The following is a 5,176-nucleotide window of genomic DNA, read 5'->3' as shown; positions in this document are numbered from 1 at the left end:
ATTATTAAAGTTTTGAATCACTAAAATCACTAAAAATCACACTTTAAAAAAATACTTTTTGATATATTTAAAATTTATATTTTTTTAAATAAACTTTGAAATTATAATACTAGTTTAAGCAAAAATAAAAAAATATTATTTCAGAGGAATAATTAAAGAAAAGTATCACAAAAAAATCTAAAAGGAGAACATGTTATGACAAATAATCTTAGAAAAATTTCGCAAGATTTGCGTGCATTTGCGAAAAGAACGAAAGATTTTAAATATACTGATTCTGCGTTAATAATATTCTTAATGACAGGTATGATTTTTACTGCGTTCAATATATTTGGGGCAAGTGAAGAATCAGGTATTAAAAATCAGGTTAATCAAATAAATTCTTCAATAAATCAAATACGTACAGATTTTAAAAAAGCTAGAAAAGAAAATAATAAATTAGTAAAAGATACAACATTAGAATTAATACAATTAACAGAACAAGGAGACCATGTAGTTAAATCGCCTTGGAGCAGCTGGCAATATGGTATAAATTATTTCAATAATAATTGGAATGGTACTTACAAAGGTAGAGGAGACAAGAAAGAAAAATATCCATATGAAGGAATACTTGAAAGAAGTACTGATCCTTATGAGAGATCTATATCACCTCAAAGTAAAAATTATTCATTACTTAGCACAAGCAGCAATCCTCGTTCAGCTTCATCAAACAATAGACAAGGATTGTCAGGTTATGGTATAGCAAGTTTTAGAAAAGTAAATGAACCAATTGTAGCATTTGAAGTAAGTGCGGGAATTAACCCAAGAGTATTTACAGCTCCAACAGTTACTCCACTTTCAGCTACACAGCCTAACTTGCCACAGGCTATAAACTTTAAACCAGTAACGCCTAATATCACTCCACCAGATGCACCAAATGTAAATCCTCCATCAATCACAGCTCCTTCAACAGGGAATGATGATGATGCATGGATTGCAGATGGAAATAAATTTATAAAATTTGATAAAGGATGGACAGGATCGTTAGGTGCAAGTGCAACTAATGGAAGTTCGTTAGTCGGAGCTATTGCACAACAAGATATGGATGGTGGAAAATTAACAGTAACTGCAAATGGTAATACTTTTGATTTTGAAGCAAAGGGTATTAAATTTACTGGTAGATATTCTCATCCAACTAATCCAGCATTAAATCATAATCAACAGAATAACGGAGCTGCTGTATTAGATTTTACTGGAAAAAATGCTAATTATTATTCAGTAATGAAACTAATTGGTGGACATACAATAAATATAAATTCTGATATTGACTACTCAGGTACAGGAAGTTCAAGTTATCAGAGATGGTTGTTCCATACAGATGGACATGACAATAATGGAGATTCAACATGGGTGATTAATAAAAATGTTAATTTAAATGGTAGCAATTTAGTTTTATGGACTTCACAATACCATAGCGCTACAACTCAAAATGCTAATATTGGATTTGTAAACAAGGGAACAATAACAACAGCAGGAAATAATAATATAGGTTGGATAGCGCTTAATGAAGGTGGAAATCTTAATAGACAACATTATTTCCACAATCAAGGTGGAACTATTAATTTAGGTGGTTCAAATGATATTCTTGCGGTAATTCAATCTCCAACATCTGGTGCAAATAGTGGTTGGTCGTACATAAATGATGGTACTATTAACTTGACAGGAAGTACTCAGTACGGAATTGTTGTTGATGATAAATACTCATATAATGCAGCTGAAATCTTGTTGAATAATCCTATAAAAATTTCAGGTTCAGATTCAGCCGGTGTAGTGTTTAAAGGATGGATGGATTTAGATGGTGGATCAGCCTTTAGTAGAAGTTCAGCTGATAATATAGTAACAACATTGCCAGGAACATCTAGAGCATCTATAATAAATCTTGATATTTCAGGAAGTAAAAATACAGGTGTCTATTTCCAAAGTGCATCAGGAAATACATTTGCATTAAATGATTATAAAATAGATATAGCAGGAAGCAAGAATACAGGTATATTTGTAAAACAAGGAACAGTTAATTTAGGTTCTACAGGAACGAATCATGCTGTTAATATAACAGGCGGTAGTGAAAACATTGGTATATTCACTAATACTGCTATGACATCGGCAGCTGATATTACAGTAAATGCTGATAAATCTACAGGTATGTTTGCAAAAAATGCAGGAACATCTACAAGTACAGGAAAAATCTCAGCAACTGGAGCTTCTGTAAAAGCATTGATAGCTGATAATTCTACAATTACAAGTAGTGGTAAAGTGGATGTAACTGGTACAGCTTCAAGTGATACAGATGGATCAGTAGGACTTGCTGCAATGAATGGTGGTACTATCACACAAACTGGTGGAGGAGACATAACAGTTGATGGAAGTGCTTCAATTGGTGCATTAGGTCAAAGCGGAGGTACTGTTGACATTACAGGTGGTACTATAAAAGCTACAGGAGGTGCATTTAATACATATGCACAAGGTGGTACAGTAAAATTAAATGGTACAACAATTGATACAGAACAAAAATCATTGGCATTCTATGCAGATAATACAGGTGGAACAGGAAAAATTAATTTCACAGGTGCAACTACTGCAAATATAGCAGGAGGTACTGATGCTAATACAAGAGGTACTGCGTTCTATTATAAAGGTAGCGGATATTCACCATTTACAGCATCTGATATAGGAACTTGGGCATCAAATACATTTGGTGGTACAATAAACAATTTAACACTTAATATGGCAAGCGGATCAAGATTGTTTATAGCTTCTGACGTATCTATGAACTTATCTGACACAGCTGGTAGTGGATTAACAAGTTCTTTAGGAGCAAACATAGTAGGAAATGACTATAAGACATTTATGCTATATTTAAGTAAATTAGCATTAAACCAATCAATTGATTTAGATAATGCAAATGATGCATACAATCAATTAGAAATTTCAAATTCATCAATTGATAACAATAACAGTAACACAATAACAGGAACTCAAGCAGGACAAACTGCAATTGCACAAGAAAACTTGACAACTAACAGAAATGCAGTTACATTAAACAATGATGGTTCAATCAACCTTAGCGGTGCAAACTCAACAGGTATGTATGCTAAATTTGGAGTTCTTAATAATAATGCAACAGGAACAATTACAATAGGAGATACGTCAACAGGTCTATACGGAGTAGCAGATAGTATCCTAACAAATACAGGAACTATTACAATGGGTAACAGTTCAACAGGTATGTACTCTGAAGGTTCAACAACTCAAGGTGTAACAAATGCAGGAACTATCACAAGTTCAGGAACAAATTCAGTAGGTGTGCTATTCAAACCAGATGCAACACTTTCGGCAGGGGCAGTTCTTGAAAATACTGGAAATATTACATTGGGAGATAACAGTGTAGGTCTATATGGAGAAAGCACAGCTACAAATTATACTACATCTAACTCAGGAAATATAACAGTAGGTCAAAGTGGTATTGGTATGTTCGGATATGCTTCTAAGGTATCAGGAGGAACAATTACAGTAGGAGATAAAGGTGTAGGTGTATATTCTCAAGCTGGAAATGTAGATCTTACTGGAGGAACAATTGCTACAGGAGCTTCTGAAGCAGTAGGTGTGTATACAGTAGGAAATGGACAAACTGTAACAAACAGCGGAACAACATTCAACTTAGGAAATTCATCAGTTGCAATTGCAAATTCAGGTACTGGAAACACAATTAATTCAACAGTAGCAAATGTTGGATTAGGAGATAACAATATTTATGTTTATTCAAATGATGCTGCAGGAACAGTTACTAACTCTACTAACTTGTCAGCAACAGGTAGTGGAAACTATGGTATCTATTCAGCAGGAACTGTAACAAATTCAGGTAACATGGACTTTGGAAATGGTATCGGAAATGTAGGTGTCTATTCAATTGGTGGAGGTACAGCAACAAATACAGGTACAATCACAATTGGTGGTTCAAATGCAGCAACAAACGCATTTGGAATAGGTATGGCAGCAGGATACCAAAACAGTGATACTGGTAACGTTATAAATAACGGAACAATAAACGTAAATGGTGACTATAGTATCGGTATGTACGCAAGTGGAGCAGGAAGTACAGCAACAAATGGAGGAAACATAGTACTGAATGCAAATAATACAACAGGTATTTATGCTGATAACGGAGCGACTGTAACAAATACAGGTTCTATCTCAACAGCTTCAGGAAACTATTCAAATGTTGTTGGTGTGTACTTAGGAAAAGGATCAACACTTAATAATACAGGTTCTATTAATATAGATGGAGCAAACGGAGTTGGAGTATACTTAAAAGGAGGAACAATTGCTAACTACGGTAATATAACTGTAAATGGAAGCAGTAACCAAGCTGATACTGTGCAAGAATTCACTACACCTCCAACAGGTAAATCAGTAGGTGGAGCAGCAATAGACGCACCTGCAGGAGCTCAAACTGCGACAGTAACAATAAACGGAGTGCAACAAACACCGGTTGTAGTAAACACATTTGCTACAAATCCAATTGATGTATCAGCATCAAGCATTGGTCTTTATGTAAATACATCAGGAAAAGACTTCACAAACTCAATTAATGGATTAGGAAACTTAACTCAAGAAGCTGATTTGATTATTGGTACAGAAGCAACAGAAATGACAAATAGCAAATCAATTTTAATAAACGATTCTAGAATCTTAGATCCATATAACAATGCAATTAGAACAAGTGGAGTTGCTAACTGGAATATTTATTCTGGAGGATTAAACTGGCTTGCAACACCAACATTGAACCCAAATGATGGAACAATGACAAGTATTTATATGGTTAAAATACCATATACAGCTTGGGCTGGAAAAGAAGAAACACCAATAAACAGTTCTGATACTTACAACTTCTTGGATGGATTGGAACAAAGATACGGTGTTGAAAATCTTGGAACAAGAGAACGTGAACTATTCCAAAAACTAAATGGAATTGGAAAAAATGAAGCTGCATTATTCTATCAAGCAACAGATGAAATGATGGGACACCAATACGGAAATGTTCAACAAAGAATCAACTCTACTGGAAACTTACTGGATAAAGAGTTGAATCACCTTCAAAGAGACTGGAGAAATCCATCTAAACAAAATAACAAAATCAAAG

Annotated in this window: 1 protein-coding gene; it reads left to right on the top strand. The window is 34.2% G+C overall.

Annotation, left to right across the window (positions count from 1 at the left end; translation table 11 throughout):
* Window positions 1-195: 195 nt before the first annotated feature.
* Window positions 196-5,176, top strand: a 4,981-nt coding sequence (locus Q0370_RS11485) for an autotransporter-associated N-terminal domain-containing protein (protein WP_299575853.1), incomplete at its 3' end; no start/stop codon positions are given.

Origin of the sequence: uncultured Leptotrichia sp., from assembly GCF_938036635.1 — a bacterium.
Classification (GTDB): Bacteria; Fusobacteriota; Fusobacteriia; order Fusobacteriales; family Leptotrichiaceae; genus Leptotrichia; species Leptotrichia hongkongensis.
This window is presented reverse-complemented; position numbering and strand designations above follow the sequence as displayed.